This window comes from Planktothrix paucivesiculata PCC 9631, assembly GCF_900009265.2.
Classification (GTDB): domain Bacteria; phylum Cyanobacteriota; class Cyanobacteriia; order Cyanobacteriales; family Microcoleaceae; genus Planktothrix; species Planktothrix paucivesiculata.
The window spans coordinates 275332-301770 of sequence record NZ_LR735015.1 but is presented as its reverse complement, the minus strand read 5'-3'; the positions used below and the strand labels follow the sequence as shown (position 1 = coordinate 301770).

The window sequence follows — 26439 nt, the reverse complement described above, 5'->3', positions numbered from 1 at the left end:
CTATTCCCTATTCCCTATTCCCTATTCCCTATTCCCTATTCCCTATTCCCTATTCCCTGTTCCCTGTTCCCTGTTCCCTGTTCCCTGTTCCCTACTATACAAATTAGTTCTCAAAAATATAGGGGCTAATTAGCCCCTGGGGAATTATCATAGGATTTTACAGTGAAGAAACAGCAAACATTAAGCGGCAATAGGGGTATAGATTCTAGCATTTTCAATCCGATCAATAATTGCTTTAACTTGCGATAATTCCGGGGATTCAAACCAATCATCAGTTAAATAATCGTAGGCTTCCCAAGTTTGAGTGACTTCAGGATCATAACAGATAAACCATTGCCGATAAAGTTCTCCTTGATCAATATCATGACACAACGAAAGCCATTCATCCCCGGAAAAAGTTTCAATCTTATTAATGATTTTTTGTAACTCTGAAATACTCAAGGAAGTATCACAAGAGTTAAAAAATTTGGTAGCAGATTCAGCATTAGAAGTTGTTAAAGTCAGGTTGGATTTCATGGTTAAAAACTTAACTCGATGTTTTTACTTTACCCAGATTCACCCCATTTAATAGAAGCAAGTGTGACACTATTTCAACCAGAACAGTTCCGACTCATCCTATTGACAAAACCTGACTCAAAAGATTAAGCTAAAGTTCCAGGGTGCATTAGACAGATTGAGAAATGGCACAGCAATCTCGTTAGTGTTGGGAAAAACTGTCTAGGGTTTTAGTGGTTTCCGTTGAGTGCATGGGGAATCAGGAAAAAATCAAGATCACACCAAGGGAAGATTAGGAAAACACGGTAAACCATGGGTTGGATGGTGTGTGGGATGCCATCCTTTCAAAATAGCCGACGAAGAAAAAAGTTTTCGCCATTAAACCGTGTTGTCCTTTATGCGGCTGCTGCCTCAACATCCCTACGTTCAGATTTCACAACAATCCATTTTCCCGTTTCAGGATCACGGTAGGCGATGAAGGGGTTGGGGCGCAGTTCTTTGCCGGAAGATTGAGTTGCCATAGGTCAGCACTCCAAAGACTTAGCCTTATGTTTAAAATTGTGCCATTCTCAATTGGGGTTTACCGTGATATCATCCTGATCTAATTGTGAGGTTGATCAGGGGTTTTGGGTGATGGGAGACACAGAAATTGAGTGATTTGTCCCATTGTGATGGGATAATTTGTATTAGGTATAGAAAAGAAACCGGGTTTCTGATTCTGATTGGTTAGTTAGAATTCAGTTATGTTGATAAACCCGGTTTCTGTGTCTTTATCTTTAACCGCCAATCATTGTTGGTTGAGGTTCAAAGACGGGGAAAATGCGATCGCCATTGTAATCATTAGACACTAAAGGATGACCATAATAGGCATCAATTAACAGTTGCTTCAAGTCTTTAATCAAAGGATAACGCGGATTTGCTCCGGTACATTGATCATCAAAAGCTTGATCGGCAACTTCATCCAATTTAGCCAGAAATTGCGCTTCGGTGGTATCTTTTAAAACCTCTTTAATAGAAGCTGGAATTCCTACTTGGCGCTTTAATTCCTCAATGGCTAAAATCAAATAATCGATTTTTTGATCTTCGGTGTCTCCCCCTAAGCGCAGATAATCCGCAATCCGAGAATAGCGCCATTTTGCATTCGGATATTTATACTGGGAAAATGTGGCTTGTTTGAACGGAACATCGGTGGCATTATAACGAATTACATAACTAATCATTAAGGCATTAGCTAACCCGTGAGGAATGTGGAATGTGCCCCCTAATTGATGGGCTAAGGAGTGACAAATTCCCAGGAATCCATTAGCAAATGCCATCCCCGCCATGGTAGAAGCATAGTGCATTTTTTCCCGGGCTTTGGGATCATTTGCTCCATTATTATAGGAACTCGGCAGGTATTTAAAGATTAACCGAATTGCCTCTAAGGATAAGCCATTGGTATATTCCGAAGCCAACACCGAAACATAGGATTCTAGGGCATGGGTTAGGGCATCAACGCCCCCAAAAGACGTTAAACTTTTGGGCATATTTAACACCAATTCCGGGTCAATAATTGCCATATTTGGTGTTAAGGCATAGTCGGCTAGAGGATATTTAATATTAGTGCGACGGTCGGTAACCACGGCAAAGGGCGTGACTTCTGACCCGGTTCCAGAGGTAGTAGGAATCGCAACTAACATCGCTTTTTTCCCCAAAGGTGGCAGTTCATAAACTCGTTTACGAATATCCATAAACCGCATGGCTAACCCTTCAAATTCGATATCAGGATGTTCATACATCAGCCACATAATTTTAGCTGCATCCATGGGAGAACCGCCACCAATGGCAATAATTACATCGGGTTTAAACGTATTCATTAAGGTTAATCCCCGTTGTACCGTATCTAAAGACGGGTCGGGTTCAACATCGTAGAACACATCATATTTAATCCCAATTTCCTCTAAAACTCCTTCCAGGGAACGGGTAATTCCTAAATCAAATAGGGGTTTATCAGTGACAATAAAAGCCCGTTCTTTTCCGGCTAATTCTCGAATGGCAACGGGTAAAGATCCATATTTGAAATAGATCTTCGGAGGAATCCGAAACCAGAGCATATTTTCCCGACGTTCGGCGACAGTTTTAATGTTTAATAAATGCCGAGGTTCAACGTTTTCACTAATAGAATTTCCGCCCCAACTGCCACATCCCAAGGTTAAAGAAGGGTCAAGACGGAAGTTATAAATATCACCAATTGCCCCTTGAGAAGATGGCGTATTAATTAAAACCCGGGCGGTTTGGACGGTATCTTCAAACTTTTTAATATGGTTGATATTGTTGGGAGAAGTGTACAAAGAAGCCGTATGTCCCCGTCCCCCTAACTGCACTAAAGTATCAGCTTTTACCACCGCATCCTCGAAATCCTTAGCTCGATACATGGCTAAAATTGGCGAAAGTTTTTCATGGGAAAAGGGATCATTTTCGTCAACTTCTATCCCTTCTCCAATAATCACCCGGGTTTCTTCGGAAAGGCTAATTCCAGCTAATTCCGCTAATTTTTGTACGGGTTGACCAACAATTTCCCCATTCAAATGTCCGTTAACAAAAATCACCTTGGCCATGCGTTCCCGTTCTTCGGGATTCAGGAAATAGGCACCGCGCACAATAAATTCCTGCTTGACTTCTTCGTAAACAGAATCGACCACAATTACCGATTGTTCACTGGCACAAATCATGCCATTATCGAAGGTTTTACTAATAATAATTGAGGAAACGGCCATTTTAACATGGGCGGTGTCGTCAATTAAAGCCGGGGTATTCCCCGCCCCGACTCCCAGGGACGGATTACCGGAAGAATAGGCCGCCCGCACCATTCCTGGCCCTCCAGTCGCTAAAATTAGCTTAATGTCTGGGTGCTGCATTAAAGCCTGGGACAAAGGCACAGTGGGTTCATCAATCCAGCCTATAATATCTTCTGGGGCTCCGGCGGCGACGGCTGCATCCAGGACGATTTTAGCGGCGGCGGTGGTACACTTTCTAGCCCGGGGATGGGGGGAAAAAATGATCCCGTTGCGGGTTTTTAAGGCAATTAGGGCTTTAAAAATTGCCGTTGATGTCGGGTTTGTTGTCGGAACAATTCCGGCTAAAATTCCCACGGGTTCGGCGATTTTTTGAAACCCAAAGGATTTGTCTTCTTCAATCACCCCACAGGTTTTTTCATGCTTATATTTGTTGTAAATAATTTCTGAGGCAAAGTGGTTTTTAATCACCTTATCCTCTACAACCCCCATCGCGGTTTCTTCTACAGCCATTTTTGCTAAGGGAATCCGGGCTGCATTTGCCGCGAGTGCGGCTTTTTTAAAAATGTAGTCTACCTGTTCTTGGGTATAGGTTGCATACTTTTGTTCGGCTACCTTCACCCGTTGGATTAGGGCTTCAAGTTGATCAATGTTGGTGACTTTATCCATTATGATATATCCCCCTGTTTCGGTTTGGATTCAGGTTGTTGTGGTGTGCGTTCATATCATAATAGTTTTTATCGATTTTGGAATCGGGCAGGGACAAAATTACTAAATTTTAATATAAACTTAATATAAATTTAAGATTAAAGTCATATTTTTAGGGACAGAAACCTTGTATCATTGACCTATAAACCTATCAACTCTTACACTGATAGCTGATACGGGCGGGTTCATAGAGATTTAGGTGATTAATAAATATCTAACACCAAGCCCCCCTACAAATAATAACTGATTATAGGAGTGGTCTATGGTAGCCACAACAACTCGAATTTCTGACCCGGCCCATGATGTCTTACGCTACGAACATGAATCCCTGAATGCGATTTTTAACCCCAAAACCGTTGCTGTAATTGGCGCGACAGAAAAGCCAAATAGTGTGGGTAGAACTCTGCTGTGGAATTTAATTAGTAGTCCCTTTGGGGGGATGGTTTTTCCCGTTAATCCCCATCGCAATAGTATTTTAGGAATTAAGGCTTATCCTAGTATTAAAGATACCCCGGAACCCGTTGATTTAGCCATCATTGCCACCCCCGCCTCAAGTGTTCCTGGGGTGATGGAAGAGTGCGCCAATGTAGGGGTTAAAGGGGTAATTATTCTATCGGCTGGATTCAAAGAAATTGGGCCTAAAGGAATAGAATTAGAACAGAAAGTTTTACAAATTGCGCGATCGCATAAAATGCGAATTATTGGCCCTAACTGTTTAGGATTAATGAATCCTTTAACCGGACTTAATGCCACCTTTGCAAATGCGATGGCAAAACCGGGAACCGTTGGCTTTATTAGTCAAAGTGGGGCTTTATGTACTTCCATTTTAGATTGGAGTTTCCGAGAAAATGTCGGTTTTAGTGCCTTCGTTTCCATCGGTTCAATGTTAGATATTGGTTGGGGAGATTTAATCTATTATTTGGGCAATGACCCCCATACCGAAAGTATAGTTATCTATATGGAATCTATCGGGGATGCCCGATCTTTTTTATCCGCAGCTAGAGAAGTCGCCCTGACTAAACCTATTATTGTGATTAAGGCGGGACGCACCGAAGCCGCCGCTAAAGCCGCCGCCTCCCACACCGGGGCTATGGCCGGAAGTGATGATGTGTTAGATGCGGCCTTTAGACGTTGTGGCATCCTGCGGGTGTATCATATTGCCCATTTGTTCTCCATTGCGGAACTTCTGAGTAAACAACCCCGACCCAAGGGGCCACGACTCACGATTTTAACCAATGCTGGAGGGCCAGGGGTATTAACCACAGATACCTTAATTGGGGAAGGAGGAACCCTCGCCCAACTCTCGGGGGAAACCCTTGAGGCTCTAAATCAAGTGTTACCGCCCCAATGGAGTCATGCTAACCCCATTGATATTTTAGGGGATGCTGACCCCGAACGCTATGCCAAAGCCTTTGATATCGTTGTAGAAGATCCGAACAATGATGGTATTTTAGTGATTTTAACCCCCCAGGCCATGACTGACCCGAGTAAAACGGCGGCACAGTTAAAAGAGCGTTGTCTGACCATGCCCCATAAACCGATTTTAGCCAGTTGGATGGGGGGAGCGGATGTGGAATCGGGGATTAAAATTCTGAATCAGGCGAATATCGCCACCTTTGCCTATCCCGACTCGGCGGTACGGATGTTTAACTATATGTGGCGCTACACCTATAATTTAAAAGGATTGTATGAAACCCCTAGTTTACCAAAGGCTAGTGAGGATGATAGTCTCGTTTGTGATTGTGTACAACATCTAATTGACTCGGTTTTAGCCGAAGGACGCACCCTATTAACGGAGTTTGAGTCTAAACGCCTGCTGGCGGCCTATGGGATTCCCACCGTACAAACCTATATCGCCTCCACTCCTGACACTGCTGTGAACTCAGCCGAACAGTTAGGCTATCCGGTAGTCTTGAAACTGCTCTCAAAAACCATCACCCATAAAACCGATGTGGGCGGGGTTAAACTCAACCTCAATACCCCAGAAGCCGTCCTTCAAGCCTATACCTCCATTGAAAGTTCCGTGACGCAACAGGTGGGCGCTGAACACTTCCAAGGAGTGACGGTACAGAAGATGGTCAAATTAGAAGGCTATGAATTGATTATTGGTAGTAGTCTTGATGTCCAATTTGGCCCGGTGTTGTTGTTTGGCATGGGAGGGCAATTAGTCGAAGTCTTCAAAGATCGGGCCTTGGCGTTACCTCCGTTAAATACGACTCTTGCCAGGCGGATGATGGAACAAACCAAAATTTATAAAGCCCTGTTAGGGGTGCGCGGACGTCATTCGGTCGATATGGAAGCCCTTAAACAGTTATTAGTCCGGTTCTCCAATTTAGTCGTTGAGCAACCTTGGATTAAAGAGATTGACATTAACCCATTATTGGCTTCGGAAAATGAGTTGATTGCCTTAGATGCCCGAGTCGTGTTACATTCCCCCGACACCAAACCCGAGGATTTACCAAAACCCGCCATTCGCCCCTATCCTCGGCAATATATCACCCCTTGGACATCCCAAAAAGGCATGGCGATTACGATTCGGCCCATCCGCCCTGAAGATGAACCTTTGATGGTCAAATTCGACGAAAGTTTATCCGAGGAAAGTGTTTATTTACGGTATGCTCATCTGGTGAAACTCAGTTCCCGTGTCACCCATGAACGCTTATCGCGGCTGTGTTTTATTGATTATGACCGGGAAATGGCCCTAGTCGCCGAATATCAACACCCGGAAACCGGGGAAACTAAAATTATTGGGGTGGGACGATTGAGTAAAGGCTATGGTAACGATGAGGTAGAATTTTCCCTACTGGTGAGTGATAGTTACCAACGTCAAGGAATTGGTACGGAGTTATTGCGCCAATTACTCAATATTGCCCGTCAAGAGAAAATGCCTCTAATTTTTGCCGAAATTCTCAGTGATAATCGGATTATGCAGAATATTTGTCAGCAATTAGGATTTACCTTAAATCGGATTATTGGTGAACCGATGGTGAGGGCTGAAATTCAATTGTAATTTACTAGAAACCGGGTTTTTGCAGATAGCTTTGTTAGAAACCGAAAGATTTGGGAAAAACCCGGTTTCTGAGTACCCAACCCCAAATTCAAGCTCAAGAGCGTAAATAGGGTTGTGTTATCTGAAGACCCGATATAGCTTGATAATGTTTAACATTAAAAGTGCAGAGTGTGGCATTCTGTCCAAGCGCACAAGCCCCAATTAAAGCATCTAATAGTCCTAAATTGTGCGATAGATGGTAAGCTGTAAAATCTGATAAAGCACGAGCGAAATCTGTTTCGTTAGGCCAGATTATCGGAAGTGGCTCAACTAACTTAAGAAGGTTACGGAGTTGTTGACTATTGCCAGTTCCTTGAATTAACTCCATAATTACAAAACCGGGGACGCTAGGAATTTCTGTCAAACTAGAAAACCAAGCTATTGCAGGAAGATACCCCCGTTGCACATCAATTAAAATATCTGTATCCAATAAATACATCCGTTAATGCCTAAATTTGTGCTCTAGTTTCAGCTTGATGACGCAAATAACGGGCTTGGTCTTGACTATTAGTTATATCAGGACAAGAATTGATCACACCCTCATTTTGCCAATAATTGACTAATTCTGCTCCTGTTTTTGGTAGATTCTTAACAATTTCTTTACTCAACAAAATCCGTAAAATATAGTCAGACAAAGATAAATTTAGTTGAGATGCTTCTGTACTTAATTTATTCTCTAGTTCTGGGGGTAATTCAATCGTTATACTCATACTAGCTATTTAATAGAACTTTTTTCGTGATTATAACATAAGTTAAGACGGGGCGGGTTTATAACAGTTATCTGTCAATATCTTATGTTATTGCAGAACCCGCCCCTACAATTAGAAACCGAAAGATTGCGAAAAAACCCGGTTTCTGGATTTAAACCTGTCCCACGGCTTCAATAGCCGCTTCTAATGCTAAGGAAATATGTGTCCAATGGGTTCCCCCTTGGCAGAACACAATATAAGGTTCTCTTAACGGCCCATCGGCGGAAAATTCCGAGGTACTCCCATCAATAAAAGTGCCCCCCGCCATGACTAAATGACTTTCATATCCGTGCATTTCTGCGGGTACGGGTTCCAGGTAGGAACCAATCGGAGAATATTGTTGAATCGCCCGACAAAAGGCAATTAATTTATCAGCAGAACCCAACTCAATAGCTTGAATCACATCCCTTCTTTTTTCAAATGGTAAAGGATTAACTGGATATCCTAATTGATTAAAAACATAAGAAGTTAAATGGCTTCCTTTAATCGCTTCTCCCACCATTTGAGGCGCTAAAAATAACCCTTGAAACAGAATCCGATTTTGATCAAAAGTTGCCCCGCCACTGCTCCCAATACCCGGCGCAGTTAATCGACAAGTCGCCGCTTCCACTAAATGTTCCCGCCCAGCAACATAACCCCCCGCTTGCACAATCGTTCCCCCGGGATTTTTAATTAAAGAACCCGCCATTAAATCCACACCAACGGCGGTTGGTTCCCGGGTTTCAATAAATTCGCCATAACAATTATCCACAAAACAAATAGTATTGGGATTCTGTTTTTTAACAATATTAACAATGTTCTCAATCTCATCAATCGATAAACTCAAACGCCAGGAATAGCCACAGGAACGCTGAATCAAAACCATCCGGGTTTTAGCCGTTATTGCCGACTGTAAACCCTCCCAATCAATTTTTCCTGCGGCAGTGAGATCCAATTGGCGGTAAGATATGCCAAAGTCTAATAATGAACCTTGACCTTGACCGCGCACACCGATAACCTCCTCCAAGGTATCGTAGGGAGCGCCAGCTACCGCCAGCAGTTCGTCCCCAGGACGCAAACAGCCAAATAGGGCACAGGTAATGGCGTGGGTGCCAGAAACAAACTGCACTCGTACCGCAGCCGATTCGGCTCCCATAATCTCAGCAAAGACTTGATCTAAGGTTTGACGTCCCAAATCATCGTGGCCATAGCCTGTAACGCCTGCAAAGTGGTGAGTTCCAACTCGGTAGCGACGGAAGGAATCTAAAACTCGTTTAAGATTATGCTTGACCTGCGTGTCAATACCAGAAAAAATCGGAAATAGTTCCTGTTCTGCTTCTTTTAGCTGTTCGATGCTAGATATCATCACTGAACTCAATCAATTTGTGGGCGGTGGATATTATGACGCAAATAGGACTCTTTCGTTAAAAAAAAAGCTCGAATTTTCGTTTCTTCATGACGATTGCAACTTCACCTCAATATAAGCCCGACTGGATCACCATTGCTTTTATGGTGTCGCTCCATGCTGCTGCGCTGCTGGCATTTTTGCCCAGTAACTTTAGCTGGCCCGCCGTAGGTCTAGCCCTGTTTTTGCATTGGGTGACTGGAGGCTTGGGAATTACCCTAGGATTTCACCGCCTCGTGAGTCATCGCAGTTTTGAAGCTCCCAAATGGTTAGAATATTTTTTAATCTTTTGTGGAACCCTAGCTTGCCAAGGAGGGCCAATTGATTGGATCGGGTTACACCGTCTCCATCATCAATATTCCGATCACGAGCAAGATCCCCATGATTCCACAAAAGGTTTTTGGTGGAGTCACATGGGGTGGATGTTGTTCCATACTCCGGCGGATGAACAAATTCCCCGTTTCACCAAAGATATTTCCGATGACCCCGTATATCAGTTCTTCCAAACCTACTTCTTGGTGATTCAAGTGGTATTTGGATTTTTGTTATATCTGATGGGTGGCTGGCCCTTTGTGGTCTGGGGTATTTTCTTTCGGGTGGTGGTAATGTTCCACTGCACCTGGTTTGTCAATAGTGCGACTCACAAATTTGGGTATCAAACCTACGAGTCGGGAGATTCCTCCCGCAACTGCTGGTGGGTCGCCGTTGTCACCTATGGTGAAGGTTGGCACAATAATCACCATGCTTTTCAATATTCCGCCCGTCACGGTTTGCAATGGTGGGAAATTGACTTAACCTGGATGACCATTGCGCTTCTACAAGCGTTGGGGTTAGCCCAAAAAGTAAAATTACCCCCCGCCAATGCTGAAGCTCAACGGATCTAAAATTGCCGATTACCCTGAACAACGTGCTTCAGGGTCATCAGGGCTTCTAAACCAATTAATCCCCGACGATATCCTTTCTGGTTAGAAATTCCCAGAAAGATTGCGTCTCCTCGGTTCAAGTGACGGGAAAATCGAGGAGACGCATTAATAAAGGTCAAAGCACTATTGACATCCTGGGCAAATTTTCGACTCTCGGAATAGGATTCGGTGGCTAAACAGTTAGCATGACCGCTACTATGGGTATTCATCCAAATAATGGCTTGTTCCAAATTGTCCACCCGTTTAAAAGCCACGGTTCTAGTTAAATAGGGTTCTGACCATTCTGTGGTTTCTGCTAAGGTCAATTCCGCAAATTCTTGAGCGAGCACTTCATCTCCTCGCAGTTCAAATCCCGCTTCCCTTAGGTTATTCCACAATCGTACTAGGGATGAGCTTTTTTGATTAGGATCAATCAAAACTTTTTCAATGGCATTCACCGCATCGGGTTTACCATCATGACTATCTAAGATCATCCATCGCGCCGTATCCACACTTGCCGTAGATGACCAATATAAATAACAATTTCCCACGGCGGAACGCAACACCGGAACCGTGGATTGATTCACCACTTTTTGCACAAAATGGGGACGTCCATAGGGAATCACTAAATTGATATATTTGTCTTGAGTTACTAACGATTGCATCGAGGTCTGGGGTTCTGGCGGTAGAATTTCTAAACAGCCCGGGGGAAGTCCCGATTCCTCTAAGGCCATTTGTAAGGTTTGAACAATCATCTGATTAGAATGGGTGGCTTCTGTACCCCCTAACAGCACTAGACTATTAGCGGTTTTTAAACAGAGTCCCGTCGCAATGGCTGCTAATTCGGGGAAGGCTTCATAAATTAATGCCACGACGCCCAGGGGAATGGGTTGAAAGTAGGTTTGTCCCTGTTCCAGTTGATAGGAAGCACTCATCACCCGACCAATGGGATCGGGAAGTTGTCCCAGACGTTCTAAAATTTGAACGGTGGTTTCTAAGCGTTCTGGGGTGAGTTTCAGCCAGTCGGTAATTAATTCCGATAGCCCTAGGTTGCGACTGGCTTCTAAGTCGAGGGTATTGGCTTCTAGGATGTCATTCTGTCGCGATCGCAATGCCTTCGCCATCAGTTGCAAGGCGAGACTTCGATCTGCTCCTTTGGTTTTGGCTAATTCAAAACTAGCCAGGTAAGCACGACGGAAAGGATTGTCTGGAGGTAGGAGAGAGAAATCATCAATTATCATGCCGCTAACGCCTGTAAGCGAGCCAAACGATCAGTGCGGGTAACATCGCTAACAGAATAGCAACCATCGCCCATAACACCAAATTTGGCCCAGGTGAATACAAGGCTAATGGTAACCAGATCACTAATGGAATTAAGAGCATCCCTAAAGCCATGGGTAAATAGTGGGCTTTTAACCCTGGACTGGCTCTATTCCATTGATGACCTGTCCAACGCCAAGCTTGTTTATAAGGATAATGGGTGGCGAGTTGTTCTAAGCAATAACCACTCTCATCGACAACGAAAATTTGCTGACAGCGATCGCAGCCAAAGGCTTCGGTCAGCGCAATGGGAACCAGTCGCCCCTTTCGCCGACAGGGGCAAGGATAATCCCCATTCAAATCAATCTTTTGGGCTTTTTTAGATGGCACAAGCGATTAATTAACTTAATGTTTTTGTAATAATTGAGAAGAAAAAAGTAAATTAAATCAATTATGGTCAAGTTGAACTTTAAATTTAAAGGGTTATCTTTTCTTAACTCCCATTCTTTAGGGATTATATCACGGCAATTTCGATTTGCATCCTTAAAAGTTGGAATTCTCAGCTTTTGTGAATCTTCTAAAACTAGAGCGATAAACCTTCTGTTAAAAGGGTTTGACCGAAGATTTATTCAGGAAAGATCGGATCAGAGCAGCTATTTCAACGGCCTGATCTCGAGTAAAACTATAATTGTTAGAAATCTTGATAGTTTTGGAGCAGGAGGGAATCTCCAGAATAACAAGATAAATAGGTTTTTTTTGAGTTCTTAATATTGAAGTGTGGGTTTTGACTAGGAACGGGGTTTCTTGCACCCGGACATGAATATCATTCAGGGAATATTCCCTGGTTTTTGTTCCTAACAATCGTTTCGTTTGAATCAGGAATTGGTTTTGGCTTTTATTTAAACAAACTATTTCTTCACAGGAGAAGAAAACGCCAAGAGTACCAAAGATCAAACAAATAATGATGAATAATGAGGGAAAAAGGGTTTCTGTAATCACAATAAAAAGTCCTATTGCCCCTAAAAGCAAGAAGGGAGTACAAACCAATCGGATTATCCAAACACCGATACTAGAATTTTTGAGAATCAGTTGATTTGAAGTCTGCTCTATAATTTTCATACACTTTTTCCGATTAGCTTGGGACTTTAATTCGGTATTATGGGATGAAGATTTATCATCAAAGATCAATATAAAAAATTATCGGGAAGATTGATTAATCATCCCGATAAAGTGCTACCATATATTTTTTCAAGCGGGTGATGGGATTCGAACCCACGACATCAACCTTGGCAAGGTTGCGCTCTACCACTGAGCTACACCCGCAACTCGTTCACCTTTTCTATCATTCCAAAAATCTTGAGATTTGTCAACCCCTTTCCCAAAATTTTTTAGAACCTCACAATTTAAAAGGTTTCCGGCTACTGTTACTGTTTGCCCCGTTCCCCAGTTAAAGCTGGACTAGCACTCGCAGATAAAACCGCCGTAGAGTCCACCGTTGTTACTGCACTTTGCTTGATTTGACGCATTAAATTTGCCATCTCAATCGCATCCATCGCATAGTTCCAACCGTGATTTGCCTTAATTCCGGCTCGTTCTAGGGCTTGCTGCATGGTGTCGGTGGTCAGAACCCCAAAAATTACCGGAACACCCGTTTGAAATGCCGTAGCCGCGATCCCCTTGGAAACTTCTGATGAGACATAATCAAAGTGGGGAGTTTGTCCCTTAATGACAGCCCCTAAACAAATAATCGCATCATAGCGACGGGTTAGGGCTAACTGATGAGCCACTAATGGAATCTCAAAACTACCCGGAACCCAAGCATAATCAACTTGTGTTCCCTGGGGATCGGGATCAATCCCATGTCGTTTTAAACAATCCTGACATCCTTCTAAAAGTTTGGTTGTGATCAAGTCATTAAACCGACCAATCACCATGGCAAACCTTAAGGAATTTGTCTGGGTAAAATTTCCCTCAAAAACCGCCATTTTTGTTATCCGATCCTTTTTGTTAACAAAAGTTAACAAATATATAATTTAAGAAATAAACCGATAGGGAATCTTGGGTTAAACCGCTTAGGGCAATTGTCCCAAACCGTCTAACCTTCAATTCCCCTTCTGAATTAAACCACTAGGTAGTTTAAAACACCGACTAAAATCACCAACACGAACCAAAGACCAGAACCCACATAAAGCAAAGGCTTAGATTGGCTCCAGTATTGGGGAGAGGCATAGGCAAAGGGAACGCCCACTACCATGAGAAAAGATAAAATCACCAGTGCCGCAAGGACAGCTTGAAACAGAATTGTTAACATTGTTTTTTCCCAACTTAACTTTGCAGTAAGTACAAATACTGCCGACAGGCTCACCGAATCCTGTTTAGCGGTTTAATTATTAAAACTACCAGAAATTGCCACCAGTGAGAAGAAGTTAAACGGTTAGTCCAGGGGGAGTGGGGGAGCAGGGGAGGTAGGGGAAGGGAATTTGTATGGGGGGCTAAGATTTGCTGAGTTTATTGATTTTTCGTTACAAACATCTAAAACTGCCCTGTGGTGATCTCAGACGCCTAGGGGGAGTGACGGAAATTAATTAAGGGTTTGATAAGAATCACTGTGAAATCCCGGAGTTATTCTTATACTAACTAAGAGGTTAATAAAAAACAAATATTCCTAACCTGATTTTACTCCCCCTGTTTGTAAATGGCCATCATTAAATCATTCTCCAGGCTTTGCCTGAAATCATGGATGGTAGGGCAGTATAAGTAATATCACCGGAACGGAAAAGCTCAATCCTACGTCACCCCCGATCAGGGGTGTCCCGTTGCGATAGCTAACCCCCGTAAGTGCAGCCTCTGATTACTGGAGCAACTGAGATAGAAACTATGCCAGCCACTAAAATCGATGCCGACAACAACTTAAACCCCTCTTTTCAGGACGATTCGGAACCTGATGAGCTAATGAGTCAGGATCTTGAGCCTGATTTGGATGATTTAATTGATCTGGAGATAGAAGATGCCAGCGATGTGAAACTCCAGAAGCCTAGCAATAATCGTCGCACTACAGATTTAGTTCGATTGTATCTCCAAGAAATTGGTCGGGTACGTCTGTTGGGGCGGGATGAAGAAGTATCAGAAGCCCAAAAAGTGCAGCGTTATCTGAGGTTAGTTGAATTACGGGACAATGCTGCCGAGCAGGATGAGGGACTGATCAATACTTATGTGCGACTGATCAAAACTCGAGATCAATTATCCGCTCAGTTGGGTCATCGTCCGTCTTTAGAACGGTGGGCAACCAAGGCTGGGGTTGATGTGACGGAACTCAAGCCGATTTTAGCTTCAGGTAAAAGGTGTTGGGCAGAAATCGCAGGTTTGACCGTTGAGGAATTGGATCGGATTCAAACCGAAGGGATACAGTCCAAAGACCGGATGATTAAAGCGAATCTGCGTTTAGTGGTATCGGTGGCGAAGAAATATCAGAACCGAGGTTTGGAACTCCTGGATTTAATTCAAGAAGGAACTTTAGGACTTGAGCGGGCGGTGGAGAAGTTCGACCCGACGCGGGGATATCGTTTTAGCACCTATTCTTATTGGTGGATTCGCCAAGGCATTACCCGAGCGATCGCTACCCAAAGCCGCACCATTCGTCTTCCGGTTCATATTACTGAAAAACTGAATAAAATTAAAAAAGCACAAAGGAAAATTTCTCAGGAAAAAGGTCGTACCGCGACAATTGAGGATATTGCCCATGAGTTAGAAATGACTCCGGTTCAAGTCCGAGAAGTGTTGCTCCGGGTTCCCCGTTCTGTGTCTTTAGAAACGAAGGTAGGAACGGATAAAGATACGGAATTAGGGGATTTACTCGAAACGGAGGAAGTCACACCGGAAGAAATGCTGATGCGTGAATCTTTGCATAAGGATTTACAGAATCTTTTAGCAGATTTGAGCAGTCGGGAACGGGATGTAATTTTGATGCGCTATGGTTTGGGAGATGGACACCCCTATTCCCTGGCCGAAATTGGTCGGGCACTGGAATTATCCCGGGAGCGTGTCCGTCAAATTGAAGCTAAAGCTCTACAAAAACTGCGTCAACCTAAACGTCGCAACCGGGTTCGGGATTATTTGGAGTCTTTGAGTTAATCCCTGATCGTTTATAGATTGGGTTTTTCTACCCCCCGATAACTATAGTTAACGGGGGGTTTTAGTTTCAATAACTGTTTTTTTTGACAATCAGGAAATTTTTTGTGTATGATTGTCAGTATGCAAGCTTTATTGAAAACAATTGAGCGTATGGGTTTATATACAACAGTCTCTTTTAAATCCGAACTTAATGATAAGGGTTGGCGGTTAACGCCCCAACGGGAAACGATTTTACAGGTCTTTCAGAATTTACCGAAAGGAAATCATCTGAGTGCGGAGGATTTGTATACTTTACTCAAAAGCCGAGGGGAAGCGATTAGTTTATCGACAATTTATCGCACCTTAAAGTTAATGGCGCGGATGGGAATTTTGCGGGAATTGGAATTGGCTGAAGGTCATAAACACTATGAAATTAATCAACCCTATCCCCATCACCATCATCATTTAGTTTGTGTTCAGTGCAATAAAACTCTTGAGTTTAAAAATGATTCTATTTCTAAAACCAGTATGAAGCAGGCGGAGAAATCGGGGTTTCATTTATTAGATTGTCAGTTAACCATTCATACGATTTGCCATGAGGCTTTACGCATGGGTTGGCCGTCTTTGGTTTCTACAAATTGGTCTTGTTCAAAGGCGATCGCTGATGGGTCTCTTGAAATGGATGAAACCGAGTGTCAGTAATCAGTCATCAGTTATAAGTCATCAGTTGAAGTCTATAGAAAGCTGATTTGGGATAATAACTAATAACTTAACTAAATAACTAATAACTAATTTCTGGTACGGGCAGGTTTTTTTAGATCTTTGTGCATCACCTAAATCTCGATGAACCCGCCCCTAAAACTGATAACTGATAACTGATGACTGATAACTGAATTAAAGGCTACCAAATAAAACGGTATCGGCATTGGGGCCATAGAAGGCTCGGGCTTGTCTAACAGCCTGTTGAGTTAAACCGTCGTAAACCCCATTAATTGGGCCGTTATACAGTCCCTGGATTCTTAATCTTTGTTGCAACTGTTGGATATTGGTTGCACCGGAAATAGGGGGAGTTGTGGCGACCACTGCGGTTATTCGAGTTGTTGGTCGCGAAACCGATTGCAGATTAAATAAAGAGTTTTGGGTGGTGGGGCCTGCAATCCCAGTCACCGTCACCCCCCGGGATTCTTGAAACCGGATTAAGGCATCTTGAGTTGCATAATCAAAGAAACCATTAATTGGGCCATTATAATAGTTTAATTCCCGCAAACGCCGTTGAATTTTTCTAACTTCTGGGCCTGCATCTCCTAAAGAAATTGTGGATAGGGAATTAGTGATTGGAATAGTCTGATTTTGGACAATGGCGATGGGTCTGGGTTGCAGGGTCTGTGTCGTTGTCGTGGCACTAACAATATAAAAAGCTGTCGTTGGCCCGACTTCTCCTGTGGCTGTAATTCTATTAGCCCGTTGGAAGTTGACCACAGCCCGTTGAGTGGATTGATCAAATACCCCATCTACGATTCCGGTATAGTATCCCAAGCTTTGGAGTTGTGCTTGTAATACCCTCACCGCCGCTCCGCGACTTCCCAATCTCAGAACAGTATCAGATAAAGGAGCCGAGGGAACAGAGGGAACACTTAAAGCCACTAAAGTGGTGGATGTGGCAACTCCGGTGGCGGGGATGCCCTGGGAACGTTGGAATTGTTGAACAGCGACTGCGGTTAAGGAGTCAAAATAACCTGTAATCACACCCTGATAAAAACCTAGGGTTTGTAATCTTTCTTGTAATACAATAACCTCTGGCCCGCGATCGCCTTCCAGTAAAGTTGTACCTGGGAAAATAACATCTTGACCAGAATTAATACCGCTATTGAGTATGGCGAGGGTGGCTTCGGTGACTAAACCCGTTGCCGGAATATTATAGTCCCGTTGCAATTGAATCACAGCATTTTCCGTGATGCTTCCAAAGTTACCTGTAGGTTGTTGGTTGAAATAACGCAAGGCTTGTAACCGCCTCTGTAAGTCCGAAACCCCAGGGCCACTATCTCCTCGTCCCAAACCAATTAAATCTCGATTGGGGCCGGGGCCAGAGGGTTGGCTGGGAATTAATCTCAAAGCAGCAAGGGTTTTAGGGCCAACAATCCCATCGGCGGATAAACCCGCCTCTCTTTGAAACCGAATCACCGCATCTTTCGTCAGACTGCCAAAATTCCCCGTAGGATTGGCATTAAAATAGCCCAAGTCTTGTAAGCGTTCTTGAACTTGCCTGACTTGGTTTCCAGAATCTCCAGACATTACCAAGGCTTGGGCGGTTTGGGCGACCGTTAAAACTGAAACGGCTACCGCTAAAGCTAGAAAGTAGCGGTAGGTTTGACTAGAAAGTTTTTTCCAATTAACGCCATTTGATCCTGAGAATTGATTAGAGCCAGGATCTTCATAAGTTAGGGCTAAGGCTAAAAAACCATAGGATTCAATCATTGTTTTTTGGGGGAAACATTATTAGTCAACTTTAACCTTTACAAAAATTAGGTCTGGAAAGGTTAGTTTCCCCTATTCTAGTCCAGGTTTAAAAGTGAGATTTAAACCCAACCCGCGCGATCGCAAATTAACGTCACAATCACGGCAAAGGCTGTAATGCCTAAAGCTACCCAAGGACTTTGACCTTGACTAACGGCAAAAGAAGTCGCTACGCCCGCGCCTAATGCTGCGGTTACGGCGGACTCAAGGGGATCGCGTTGTGAGGGTTTGGGGTTCATAAGCTAGGGGAAGTTGGATTAACGCCATAGTTTTGAATGGGTTTAACCTATCACCTAGAGCCATAAAGTCTATGGGTTTTCGTCTGAATTGCAATTAAGCTTTAGGTTTAGATACGTTTCTTCATCAATCTGAAGAATTCTTACCTGCAAAGCTTGTATTTTTGTGAAGATATGTTACTATGCGTAGAATTACATACAAAGTTTGTGTACCCGTTTACAAACAAAACGCCTAACTATGAACAATACAGCCCAAATGACCAAAAAATTCCTGATTCTTTTAGCAGCCGTTAGCAGTGTAGCTGCCCTCGGTGCTTGCACTCAGCCCAGCGCCACCAACCCAGAACAACCCGCCACAGAACAAGCTGCTGGAACAACTGGATCTACAACCCCTCCAGAAACCACATCCACGTCCACAACAACAACAACCACCACCACAACTCCGGCTGTTGCTTCTGAAAATACTGGTACCACAGCCAATTTAGTTTCTAACGAGTCGGAAAGTATTGTCCAAATTGCTGCTGCTAACCCTTCTTTTAGCAGTTTTACCAAAGCCGTTGAAGCCGCTGGTTTAACTGAAACTCTCTCTGCTCCAGGTGCTTACACGGTTTTCGCCCCTACTGATGAAGCCTTTGCCGCTTTACCTGCGGGAACTTTAGAAGAATTAATGAAGCCTGAAAATAAAGAAAATTTGGCTAAAATTCTTCAGTATCATGTTCTACCCACCAAAGTCGCCGCGGCTGAAATTCAAACCGGGGAAGTCGCTACCGTTGAAGGAGATCCCGTAAATTTAGAAGTAGCTGAAGGCAAAGTTACAGTCAATGGCGCCGAAGTTGTTCAACCGGATATTAATGCCAACAACGGTGTTATCCACGTCATTAAGGTTGTCATTATTCCTCCTGATGTTGCCGCTCCGACTACATCTCCTGAAGCTGCGTCTCCTGAAGGTACATCTCCCGAAGCTGCATCTCCCGAAGTTGCATCTCCTGAAGCAACATCTACTACTACTACTACTACTACCACTCCTCAATAGGATTTCGGAGGTACTCTGAATTGAAAACTTCCCTATTTTGATAGAGTCTAAAAGCCCGGTTTCGCAAAAGTTACCGGGTTTTTTATGAATTAAAATCAATATCCAATTTTAACTGAGTTGCATTGATTTCTTTTTGCTTTTCTGCCGATTTTAAGACTTCATATCCTAACAAAATTGATAACCTTTTTTGATCTTCAATTATTTCTTGAATCGTCACAATAGAGATAATATCATAGCTTTGGCTCATATATTTATTTTGATAAATTCCGGCGGATTTGGCGGTTTTAATCATCTCTTTTGTGGGTTCCTTTAAGCTAATAAAAATTCCCATGGCTGCTTTTTCTAGGGTTAATGTTCCTTGTAAATCCCGAATATCTCCCGATTTAATATTACCGGATTTTACTTGTAAGATAATTTTTTCCGGTTCATCCTGTTCACTTCTAAAATAAGCAATACCATTAATACCTTTATCCGCGCCTTTTTTTGGATTAATAATAGCCCGATTATTACTATAAGTTAAAACCGCCCATTTTTCAAATTCTTGGCGGGTGCGATCATCTTTTTTATTGGCTAAGGCGATCGCAGATTTCATATCTTTCGGAATACCATTGAGTTGAATTTGTTCTAATACTCCCTTCCCAAAAGCATCTTCTAAGCGTTTTAAAATTAAACTAATACTTTGATAAGTAATATCAATTCCGATCCATTGACGCCCTAATTTTTGGGCTACTTCAACCGTTGTTCCAGAGCCACAATAAGCATCAAGAATTATATCATTTTCATTACTGCTGGTTTTGATAATTCTTTCTAACAAATCTTCTGGTTTTTGTGTGGGATAACCTAAACGTTCTTTTGTAGTAGGAGCAAATAATATATCTGTCCAAATATCTTGTAATACAGGACTCTTGGTTTCATGTAAATATTGTTTTAACCCATCTTTTCTGGGTCTACCATCCTTTTGACGTAAAATCTGACCATTTTCATAGAGTTCTTCTAGTTTTTCAAGAGAAAATCTCCACTGTCTATTATTGCCAGGATGAACACCTCTCCATTCTACAGTTCTTGTTTCGGAAAAATGTGGTGCAGTTAAATTTTCTGCTCTATATAAACCTTGAATATCTGAATATTTATAACGAGATAATTGTTCTGGAGAATGAATATAATCTATATAATTAAAGATTTTTGACTGTGTTTTACTATAAAATAAGATACGATCCTGAATCCTACCAAACCTCTGAGGATCATTATGGGCTGTAGTTCTTTTCCAAATAATTTCATTTAAAAAATTGCCCCCCTGAGAGCAAAAAACCGCATCTAATACTAATTTTAAATAATGGCTAGAAGTCGGGTCACAATGAAGATAAAAACTTCCGGTTGGTTTTAAAACCCGATGAATTTCTACAATTCTCAAAGTCATACTAACTAAATAAGCCAAAAGACTACCCTTTCCCAGAACTTTTGTTAATCCGGCAATTAAATCAATACTTTGTTGAGTAAAATGACCTTGATAATTGCTAAAAATCTCCTCTAAACCTTGATTTGCCTGATCATCCCAAGTCCAAGTATCAATAAAGGCTGGGGCTTGATCTTCTTTGCCTAAATTATTATAAATTTGATTATAGTTACGTTTAGAATTAAACGGCGGATCGATATAACATAGATCTACAGATTCATCCTTAATATATTTCCGCAGAACCTCTAAATTATCACCATAGAATAATTGATTAACCATATTTTTTGATTCATTAATTTTTAATTATTTTTTTGCGATAAACTTTCTATTGATGCTCAATTGAAACCATCCAAACCAAGAATATCATATTTTATCTGAGTGTTTAAAACTTCTTTGTGTCTTGGTGTCTTTGTGGTTAAATCAGGCTTTAACATTATAAACATAGCCACAAGAATAAAATAAGCTAGAATAGGGGAGGCAATCCGATCAAAAAACAATAGAAAAGCCATGAGTGCTTCAACGAATCAACATCCCCGGATCATTCCACTCCTAGAAAATGGAGATCTGCTTTCTCGTGCGGAATTTGAGCGGCGTTACCAAGCAATGCCTTATGTTAAAAAAGCTGAATTAATTGAAGGAATTGTTTATATGGCCTCACCCTTACGGTTTGAATCCCATGCTGAACCCCATGCTGACTTATTGATCTGGCTGGGTAATTATAAAATAGCAACACCAGGAGTGCGTTTAGGGGATAACCCGACGGTGAGACTCGATTTTGATAACGAACCTCAACCCGATGCAGTATTATTAATTGATCCAAATTGTGGAGGTCAAAGTCGTCTTAGCGATGACGGTTATATTGAAGGAGCACCTGAACTTGTGGCGGAAATTGCGGCTAGTAGCGCGTCAATTGATTTACGAGACAAAAAGCGAGTTTATCGTCGGAATGGGGTAAAAGAATATCTCGTTTGGCAAGTGATGGAAGGACGTTTTGATTGGTTTTTCTTGCAGGATGGGGAATATATTTCTCTAACTCCTGATACAAAAGAAATTATTCATAGTCGAGTTTTTCCGGGTTTATGGTTGTCAGTTTCAGCACTTTTAGCAGGGGATATGTTAGAAGTTATTACTACATTACAAACGGGGTTAGCAACTCCCGAACATCAACAATTTTTGCAATAGTTTTGTTTGTTTTTAAGCTGATTCATCCCAATAATGGTTCTACTTTACCATTGATTTTCAACCTAATTTTCCCTAACTTGCTCCTCCAATAATTCCTCTAACAATAGAACCAGAGGTGGCAAATGATTTTGAATTGTATTCCAAACTAACCTTTGATTGACTTGAAAATATTCGTGAGCCATTATATTTCTCATGTCGGCCATGGCACGCCAAGGAATCTGAGAATATTGAGACTGAATTGTACTAGGAATATTAACAGCCGCTTCACCGATAATAATAAAGTTGTAAAGAATTCCTTGAAAAATTATTTCTTCTGTTTTTTCAAAATCAGAAAAAATCATCCCATTCGTCGTTTTTTGAATACAAGCGATCGCTTCTAAAATATCTTGAATTCGTCTTGACCACTCCCTAGAAGGCACGAATTACCTCCTTGAGAACAGCTTCTCGCAAATGTTCTCTCAAAGCATCTTTTGTCCCTAAATCAATAGGACAACCTAAAATATCCTCTAAATAGTGCTGTACCCGAAACAAATCAAATAAACTCGCTTCTATCGAAAAATCAACTAAAAAGTCTATATCACTATCGGGTCGTGCTTCATCCCGTGCTACCGAACCAAATAAATCTAAAGACTTCACACCCAAAGCTTTTAGTTCTTCCGTATGATTTGCTAAAATTGCCAGTGCATGATCTCTTTTCATAAAACAATAAATCTATCTTATTTTTAATTTTACCATAGATAATAATGACAATACAATTTTATCATAAAACTTAAAAACCGGGTTTCTTCTTAAATATATCAAGGTCAAACTTCTACTTTTTACTAGAAACCCAGTTTCTGCACACAACTCCTGCTGATGTGAAAATTTCGTGTAAAATTGTAAAATAACCCTTGCTCCCTATAATTAACATCCTATGAAAAGCGCATTTTTAGATCGCCTCCACAGTCCTGAACGTCCCGTCATCGTGTTTGATGGGGGAATGGGAACTAACCTACAAACCCAAAATCTGACGGCTGATGATTTTGGCGGAAAAGATTATGAGGGATGTAATGAATATTTAGTTTATACCAAACCTGAAGCCGTAGCGAACGTCCATCGCGGCTTTTTAGAAGCGGGTGCAGATGTTATTGAAACCGATACTTTTGGCGCCACTTCTATTGTTTTAGCTGAATATGATTTAGCCGATAAAGCTTATGATTTAAACAAAACCGCCGCCGAATTAGCAAAAAGTTTAACCACCCAATATTCTACACCCGAAAAACCTCGATTTGTTGCTGGGTCAATTGGGCCGGGGACTAAACTTCCCACCCTCGGACATATTGATTTTGACATATTATATCAAGCCTTTGCAGAACAAGCAGAAGGATTATTTGATGGCGGTGTGGATTTATTTATCGTTGAAACCTGTCAAGATGTGCTGCAAATTAAAGCCGCATTAAACGGCATTGAAGACGTTTTTACTAAAAAAGGTGAACGTCGCCCGATTATGGTTTCCGTGACTATGGAAGCCTTTGGAACTATGTTAGTGGGGTCAGAAATGAGCGCGGCATTAACGATTTTGGAACCCTATAAAATTGATATTTTAGGTTTAAATTGTGCCACCGGCCCCGATTTAATGAAGGAACATATTCGTTATTTATCGGAACATTCCCCCTTTATTGTTTCCTGTATTCCCAATGCGGGTTTACCGGAAAATGTGGGGGGAAAAGCCCATTATAAACTCACGCCACTGGAACTAAAAATGGCGTTAATGCACTTCGTTGAAGATTTGGGAGTTCAGGTAATTGGCGGCTGTTGTGGAACCCGTTACGAGCATATTCAAGCCTTAGCTGAAATTTCTCAAACCCTGAAACCCAAACAACGGGAACCGCAATTTATCCCCTCGGCGGCTTCGATTTATAGTCCCCAAAGTTATGAACAAGAAAACTCCTTTTTAATTATTGGTGAACGTCTGAACGCCAGTGGTTCAAAAAAATGCCGAGATTTACTTAATTTAGAAGACTGGGATGGGTTAGTTTCCTTAGCAAAATCCCAGATAAAAGAAGGGGCGCAAATTTTAGATATTAACGTCGATTATGTCGGGCGAGATGGCGTGCGAGACATGAAAGAATTAGTCTCTCGTGTTGTTACTAATGTTAATTTACCCTTGATGTTAGACTCGACGGAATGGCAAAAAATGGAAGCGGGGTTAAAGGTTTCTGGAGGAAAATGTTTACTTAATTCTACTAACTATGAAGACGGGGAAGAACGCTTTTATAAAGTGTTAGAAATTGCTAAAAAATATGGCGCTGCTATTGTGGTGGGAACCATTGATGAAGAAGGAATGGGAAGAACCGCCGAGAAGAAATTTGAAATTGCTAAACGGGCTTATGATGCGGCTGTTAATTATGGTATTCCTGCTTATGAAATCTTTTTTGACCCTTTAGCATTACCGATTTCTACGGGTATTGAAGAAGACCGAAATAATGGCAAAGCAACGATAGATTCTATTCGTCAAATTCGTCAAGAATTGCCCGGATGTCATATTGTTTTAGGAGTTTCTAATATTTCCTTTGGTTTAAATCCGGTGGCGCGACAAGTCTTAAATTCGGTGTTTCTGCATGAAGCTATGCAAGTGGGGTTAGATGCGGCTATTGTTAGTGCGAATAAGATTTTACCATTGGCAAAAATTGACCCCGAACATCAAGAAGTTTGTCGCAAATTAATTTATGACCAACGGGGATTTGATGGGGATGTTTGTACCTATGACCCGTTAGGAGAACTGACCAATTTATTTCAAGGAAAAACCACTAAACGAGATCGTTCTGGAGATATTAACCTCCCAGTAGAAGAACGGTTAAAACGTCATATTATTGACGGAGAACGGATTGGATTAGATGATGCTTTAGCCGAAGGTTTAAAACAATATCCGCCCCTAGAAATTATTAATACTATTCTCTTGGATGGGATGAAAGTGGTGGGAGAATTGTTCGGGTCTGGGCAAATGCAGCTACCTTTTGTGTTACAATCCGCCCAAACTATGAAAGCCGCCGTTGCCTATTTGGAACCCTATATGGAGAAATCAGAAGCGGGGAATAATGGCAAAGGAACCTTTATTATTGCCACGGTTAAAGGGGATGTGCATGATATTGGTAAAAATTTAGTTGATATTATTTTATCAAATAATGGCTATCGGGTGATTAATTTAGGGATTAAACAACCGGTGGAAAATATTATCAACGCTTACAAAGAACACGGTGCGGACTGTATTGCCATGAGTGGATTATTGGTGAAATCTACTGCTTTTATGAAGGAAAATTTGGAGGTATTTAATAAAGAAGGAATTAAAGTTCCGGTGATTTTGGGTGGGGCGGCTTTAACCCCGAAATTTGTCCATGAAGATTGTCAAAATGCCTATCAAGGTCAAGTCATCTATGGGAAAGATGCCTTTTCCGACTTGAATTTTATGGATAAATTAATGCCTGCAAAAAAAGCTGAAAAATGGGATGATTCCCAAGGGTTTTTAGGGGAATATGCGGAAGCAAAGAAAATTAAAGTCAAGTTAGAAACGGTTGAAAAGCCTGTAGAAAATCCCGAAGAAGTTGTGATTGATACCCGACGTTCTGAAGCGGTTGATGTTAATATTGACCGTCCCACCCCGCCTTTTTGGGGAACCAAAATTTTACAACCCCAAGATATTCCTATCGAGGATATTTGGTGGTATTTGGATTTACAGGCGTTGGTTGTCGGTCAATGGCAATTCCGCAAACCGAGAGAACAATCTAAGGAAGAATATAATGAATTTTTAGCTGAAAAGGTTTATCCAGTTTTAGACGAATGGAAAATCAAAATTTTAGCAGAAAATTTACTCCATCCCACGGTGATTTATGGATATTTTCCTTGTCAATCGGAAGAAAATTCCCTATTAATTTTTGACCCAGAAAATCATCAAAAACAGGTTGCCCGGTTTGACTTTCCTCGACAAAAATCAGGAAAACGCTTGTGTATTGCGGACTTTTTTGCTTCTAAAGAAAGTGGCAAAATTGATGTTTTTCCGATGCAGGCGGTAACTGTTGGAGAAATTGCTACGGAATACGCGCAAAAATTGTTTGCTGAGAATGACTATAAGAATTATTTGTATTTCCATGGAATGGCGGTGCAAACGGCCGAAGCGTTGGCAGAATGGACTCATACAAAAATTCGTCGGGAGTTGGGATTTGGAAATGAAGAACCGGATAATGTGCGGGATGTTTTAGCCCAACGTCATCGGGGTTCTCGTTATAGTTTTGGATATCCGGCTTGTCCGAATATTCAAGACCAATATAAGCAGGTGGAGTTATTACAAACTGACCGGATTAAGATGTATATGGATGAAAGTGAACAGATTTATCCAGAACAGTCTACAACGGCGTTTATTACCTATCATCCTATTTCTAAATATTTCAATCTTTAACCCCATCTTTCATTTTTACTAACCCATTATGGGTTAGATGTGTTAAGATGAGTGTAGAGTGTCCCTGAGAAGGTAGATTTATTTTTAAGTTCTGCCTTTTCAGAGTATTCATTTCACCATCAATTTACACTATCTTTCACCTCTTTTGGAGGTAAAAA

23 protein-coding genes and 1 tRNA gene are annotated in these 26439 nt (G+C 41.8%); 7 read left to right on the top strand and 17 right to left on the bottom strand.

Translation table 11 applies throughout. The features are described 5' to 3' along the window. Positions 1-180 precede the first annotated feature (180 nt). The 3 genes from PL9631_RS13025 to adhE all read right to left on the bottom strand — a co-directional run bounded on the left by PL9631_RS13025 (position 181) and on the right by adhE (position 3941). Positions 181-516, bottom strand: a complete 336-nt coding sequence (locus PL9631_RS13025) for a hypothetical protein (protein WP_156090559.1) — start codon at positions 514-516, stop codon at positions 181-183. A gap of 374 nt (positions 517-890) precedes the next feature. Further along, on the bottom strand, positions 891-1016 hold the full coding sequence (locus PL9631_RS27025; protein WP_269321697.1) for a hypothetical protein: 126 nt from the start codon (positions 1014-1016) through the stop codon (positions 891-893). Positions 1017-1271: 255 nt separating this feature from the next. Continuing rightward, a complete protein-coding gene (adhE, locus tag PL9631_RS13020) occupies positions 1272-3941 on the bottom strand; it encodes a bifunctional acetaldehyde-CoA/alcohol dehydrogenase (RefSeq protein ID WP_083620892.1) in 2670 nt (889 codons plus the stop codon). A 298-nt stretch (positions 3942-4239) separates the two neighbouring features. On the opposite strand from adhE, the gene PL9631_RS13015 reads away from it, so the two are divergent. After that, on the top strand, positions 4240-6987 hold the full coding sequence (locus PL9631_RS13015; RefSeq protein ID WP_083620890.1) for a bifunctional acetate--CoA ligase family protein/GNAT family N-acetyltransferase: 2748 nt from the start codon (positions 4240-4242) through the stop codon (positions 6985-6987). Positions 6988-7081: 94 nt separating this feature from the next. On the opposite strand, the gene PL9631_RS13010 is transcribed toward PL9631_RS13015, so the two are convergent. The 3 genes from PL9631_RS13010 to PL9631_RS13000 form a co-directional block, all read right to left on the bottom strand. Further along, the gene (locus PL9631_RS13010) at positions 7082-7465 is read right to left on the bottom strand and encodes a PIN domain-containing protein (RefSeq protein WP_083620887.1); all 384 of its coding nucleotides are present in this window, start codon (positions 7463-7465) and stop codon (positions 7082-7084) included. Positions 7466-7475: 10 nt separating this feature from the next. Further along, positions 7476-7736, bottom strand: a complete 261-nt coding sequence (locus PL9631_RS13005; protein WP_083620886.1) for a hypothetical protein — start codon at positions 7734-7736, stop codon at positions 7476-7478. A gap of 151 nt (positions 7737-7887) precedes the next feature. Continuing rightward, entirely contained in the window at positions 7888-9120 is a 1233-nt protein-coding gene (locus PL9631_RS13000; protein WP_197046363.1) for a methionine gamma-lyase family protein, read from the bottom strand. Between the two features lie 89 nt (positions 9121-9209). Between PL9631_RS13000 and PL9631_RS12995 the strand changes: the two genes are divergently transcribed. After that, positions 9210-10043 (top strand): acyl-CoA desaturase, encoded by an 834-nt coding sequence (locus PL9631_RS12995; protein ID WP_083620884.1) that lies wholly within the window; start codon positions 9210-9212, stop codon positions 10041-10043. On the opposite strand, the gene PL9631_RS12990 is transcribed toward PL9631_RS12995, so the two are convergent. The 6 genes from PL9631_RS12990 to psbZ all read right to left on the bottom strand — a co-directional run bounded on the left by PL9631_RS12990 (position 10040) and on the right by psbZ (position 13632). Next, complete coding sequence (locus PL9631_RS12990) at positions 10040-11302, bottom strand: glutamate-5-semialdehyde dehydrogenase (RefSeq protein ID WP_083620883.1); 1263 nt, start codon at positions 11300-11302, stop codon at positions 10040-10042. The genes PL9631_RS12995 and PL9631_RS12990 overlap by 4 nt on opposite strands. 4 nt (positions 11303-11306) lie before the next feature. Beyond that, positions 11307-11711, bottom strand: a complete 405-nt coding sequence (locus PL9631_RS12985; RefSeq protein WP_083620881.1) for a hypothetical protein — start codon at positions 11709-11711, stop codon at positions 11307-11309. A 213-nt stretch (positions 11712-11924) separates the two neighbouring features. Then, entirely contained in the window at positions 11925-12440 is a 516-nt protein-coding gene (locus tag PL9631_RS12980; RefSeq protein ID WP_083620879.1) for a hypothetical protein, read from the bottom strand. Between the two features lie 132 nt (positions 12441-12572). Next, a tRNA-Gly gene (locus PL9631_RS12975) sits at positions 12573-12644 on the bottom strand. A gap of 101 nt (positions 12645-12745) precedes the next feature. Beyond that, complete coding sequence (ribH, locus tag PL9631_RS12970; protein WP_083620878.1) at positions 12746-13306, bottom strand: 6,7-dimethyl-8-ribityllumazine synthase; 561 nt, start codon at positions 13304-13306, stop codon at positions 12746-12748. 134 nt (positions 13307-13440) lie between these two features. Further along, entirely contained in the window at positions 13441-13632 is a 192-nt protein-coding gene (psbZ, locus tag PL9631_RS12965; protein ID WP_083620876.1) for a photosystem II reaction center protein PsbZ, read from the bottom strand. Between the two features lie 566 nt (positions 13633-14198). Here psbZ and sigC point away from each other — a divergent pair. Then, on the top strand, positions 14199-15452 hold the full coding sequence (sigC, locus tag PL9631_RS12960; protein WP_083620875.1) for an RNA polymerase sigma factor SigC: 1254 nt from the start codon (positions 14199-14201) through the stop codon (positions 15450-15452). Positions 15453-15602: 150 nt separating this feature from the next. Further along, the gene (locus PL9631_RS12955) at positions 15603-16133 is read left to right on the top strand and encodes a transcriptional repressor (protein ID WP_083620929.1); all 531 of its coding nucleotides are present in this window, start codon (positions 15603-15605) and stop codon (positions 16131-16133) included. A 192-nt stretch (positions 16134-16325) separates the two neighbouring features. Here the strand turns inward: PL9631_RS12955 and PL9631_RS12950 are convergent, their stop codons facing one another. Continuing rightward, complete coding sequence (locus PL9631_RS12950; RefSeq protein ID WP_197046362.1) at positions 16326-17906, bottom strand: peptidoglycan-binding domain-containing protein; 1581 nt, start codon at positions 17904-17906, stop codon at positions 16326-16328. Positions 17907-18007: 101 nt separating this feature from the next. After that, on the bottom strand, positions 18008-18184 hold the full coding sequence (locus tag PL9631_RS26155; protein ID WP_197046361.1) for a hypothetical protein: 177 nt from the start codon (positions 18182-18184) through the stop codon (positions 18008-18010). Between the two features lie 235 nt (positions 18185-18419). On the opposite strand from PL9631_RS26155, the gene PL9631_RS12945 reads away from it, so the two are divergent. Continuing rightward, positions 18420-19214 (top strand): fasciclin domain-containing protein, encoded by a 795-nt coding sequence (locus PL9631_RS12945; protein WP_083620873.1) that lies wholly within the window; start codon positions 18420-18422, stop codon positions 19212-19214. Between the two features lie 82 nt (positions 19215-19296). On the opposite strand, the gene PL9631_RS12940 is transcribed toward PL9631_RS12945, so the two are convergent. Further along, positions 19297-20946 carry a DNA methyltransferase gene (locus PL9631_RS12940; RefSeq protein ID WP_083620872.1) on the bottom strand — a complete coding sequence of 550 codons (1650 nt, stop codon included), beginning with the start codon at positions 20944-20946 and terminating at the stop codon, positions 19297-19299. A gap of 228 nt (positions 20947-21174) precedes the next feature. Here PL9631_RS12940 and PL9631_RS12935 point away from each other — a divergent pair, with 228 nt between their 5' ends. Then, on the top strand, positions 21175-21849 hold the full coding sequence (locus tag PL9631_RS12935; RefSeq protein ID WP_083620870.1) for a Uma2 family endonuclease: 675 nt from the start codon (positions 21175-21177) through the stop codon (positions 21847-21849). Between the two features lie 62 nt (positions 21850-21911). Here PL9631_RS12935 and PL9631_RS12930 read toward each other — a convergent pair whose 3' ends face one another. Together PL9631_RS12930 and PL9631_RS12925 are read right to left on the bottom strand one after the other, a co-directional pair. After that, entirely contained in the window at positions 21912-22268 is a 357-nt protein-coding gene (locus tag PL9631_RS12930; protein ID WP_083620869.1) for a HepT-like ribonuclease domain-containing protein, read from the bottom strand. After that, positions 22258-22548: a nucleotidyltransferase family protein gene (locus tag PL9631_RS12925; RefSeq protein WP_083620867.1), complete on the bottom strand. Its 291-nt coding sequence runs from the start codon at positions 22546-22548 to the stop codon at positions 22258-22260. Before PL9631_RS12925 ends, PL9631_RS12930 begins: the two co-directional genes overlap by 11 nt. Before the next feature lie 214 nt (positions 22549-22762). On the opposite strand from PL9631_RS12925, the gene metH reads away from it, so the two are divergent. Further along, complete coding sequence (gene metH, locus PL9631_RS12920) at positions 22763-26281, top strand: methionine synthase (protein WP_083620866.1); 3519 nt, start codon at positions 22763-22765, stop codon at positions 26279-26281. The last annotated feature ends 158 nt before the right edge of the window (positions 26282-26439 follow it).